Genomic DNA, 1,540 nt, shown 5'->3' with positions numbered 1-1,540 from the left:
GCAGCGGGTACTCCTCGGCGTTGGCCGGCGATGGGATGCCGCTGCCGTAGGAGCAGAAGCTCGTGATGCGCCCGCCCTCGCCCTTGATGCGGTGGATCAGGCGCATCGCCGACATGTGGTCGATGCCCGGGTCCAGGCCCAGCTCGCAGAGCAGCAGCACGCCGGCGCGCTGGGCGTCGGCGTCGAGTTCGCGCAGGGCCTGGTCGCGGTAGGACACCGAGACCATGTGCTTGCCGTGCTGCACGCAGTCCCAGGCGATCAGGTCCAGGAAGCGCGGCGCCAGCATGTTGACGACGAGGTCGGCGCCCTTGATCTGAGCGTCGCGCAGCTGCGCGTCGTTGATGTCGAAGCGCACGGCCGCGCCGCGGGGGTGGCCGTTCACGCGCGATGCCGCCAGCTCCAGGTCCAGGTCGCCGACGGTGACGAACCAGTCGCACTCGGCGGCCATCTCGAGCAGCTTGGCGATGAGGTAGGGCGAGCTCTTGCCCGCGCCGAGAACGGTCACCTGCTTCATGGCGGCATCCTGGGCTGAAGAAAGGGGCCCGCCCGGCGGCGGGCCGTCCGCTCAAAGTAGCCAAGGCGCCCGCGCGCGCCAGGGGCGGGCGCCACGCCCGGCGGCCTACTCGGCCTTCTGCGGGTAGCTCTTGATCAGGGGCGCCAGGCCGAGGGCGCCCTGCGGCTGGCCGTAGAGATCCAGGGTCCAGGTCTTGTAGAAGCCCTCGTCCCAGACGCGGGTCTGGTCCGAGCGGTTGCGCAGGAAGGCCAGTTCCTTGTAGGTGGCGCCGAGGAAGTAGTGCATCCCGGCGACGGCCTCCAGCTCCAGCGCCACAAGTGGCCGCTCGCTCTCGGGATCGGCCCGCAGCTGATCGGGCGGCGCGTCGGTCGCGGTGATATTGAGCGGCCCGGCCAGGCGCAGCCGGTGCCGACCCGGCGTGAGGTAGACGTAGTTCGGCGGGCAGGGTTGGTCGTCCACTGCGCGCAGCTCCACCGTCGTGCCCTTGCGGTAGCACTCGACGCGCGCGAGGTCCAGCGGCGCCCGCTCCGGCCCGGGATAGAGGTGGTGCTTCTGCGCGCCGCAGCCGGTCCCGAGGGCGAACGCGAACGCGATGGCGAGGGGGAAGGAGCGTTGGCGCATGCGGGCCTCCCGGGGTGCGCGGGGGAGTCTAACCGATCGCGGGCCGGCGTCAACCGCGCTCCCGGCTGGACGCCCGGCGCCCCGCGCGCTAGAGTGGTCGCGCTGGCCCCCGCTCTCGCCGCGCGCCCTCTGCCAAGGAGATCGGCATGCGCTCTTGCCTGCTCGCGCTCGCCCTGCTCTGCGCCCTCACCCCGCCCGCTACGGCCCTCGAGCCGCCGCAACCGCTGCCGCCCGCCGAGGCCGTCGCGCTGCTCGCCGCCGAGGCGCCCGCCGAACTCGTCGGCGAGGCCGAACAGCTCGTGCTCTTCGAGCGCGAGTCGGTGATCGTCGAGGACAGCGGCCTGGGCCACCGCTACCGCCATCGCTTCGTGAAGGTGCTCGAGCCCGCGGGCGCGCTCGCGCTCG

3 protein-coding genes are annotated in these 1,540 nt (G+C 72.7%); 1 reads left to right on the top strand and 2 read right to left on the bottom strand.

Going from position 1 to position 1,540, the window contains the following annotated elements; translation table 11 throughout:
• Positions 1 to 514, bottom strand: a 514-nt coding sequence (locus tag FJ251_16330) for a saccharopine dehydrogenase (protein MBM4119267.1), incomplete at its 3' end; no start/stop codon positions are given.
• 105 nt (positions 515 to 619) lie between these two features.
• Positions 620 to 1,135, bottom strand: coding sequence for a hypothetical protein (locus tag FJ251_16325; protein MBM4119266.1), 516 nt, complete (start codon positions 1,133 to 1,135; stop codon positions 620 to 622).
• Between the two features lie 146 nt (positions 1,136 to 1,281).
• Between FJ251_16325 and FJ251_16320 the strand changes: the two genes are divergently transcribed.
• The coding region (locus FJ251_16320) for a hypothetical protein (GenBank protein ID MBM4119265.1) at positions 1,282 to 1,540 on the top strand (259 nt) is incomplete at its 3' end.

The organism is bacterium (assembly GCA_016873475.1).
GTDB lineage: Bacteria > Krumholzibacteriota > Krumholzibacteriia > JACNKJ01 > JACNKJ01 > VGXI01.
Note: the sequence above shows the minus strand (reverse complement) of the source record. Positions and strands in the feature narration are given on the sequence as shown.

What these genes read in the sequence shown, in the direction of transcription:
- FJ251_16325 (MBM4119266.1), bottom strand. Translation starts at nt 1,135, where the DNA reads ATGCGCCAACGCTCCTTCCCCCTCGCCATCGCGTTCGCGTTCGCCCTC.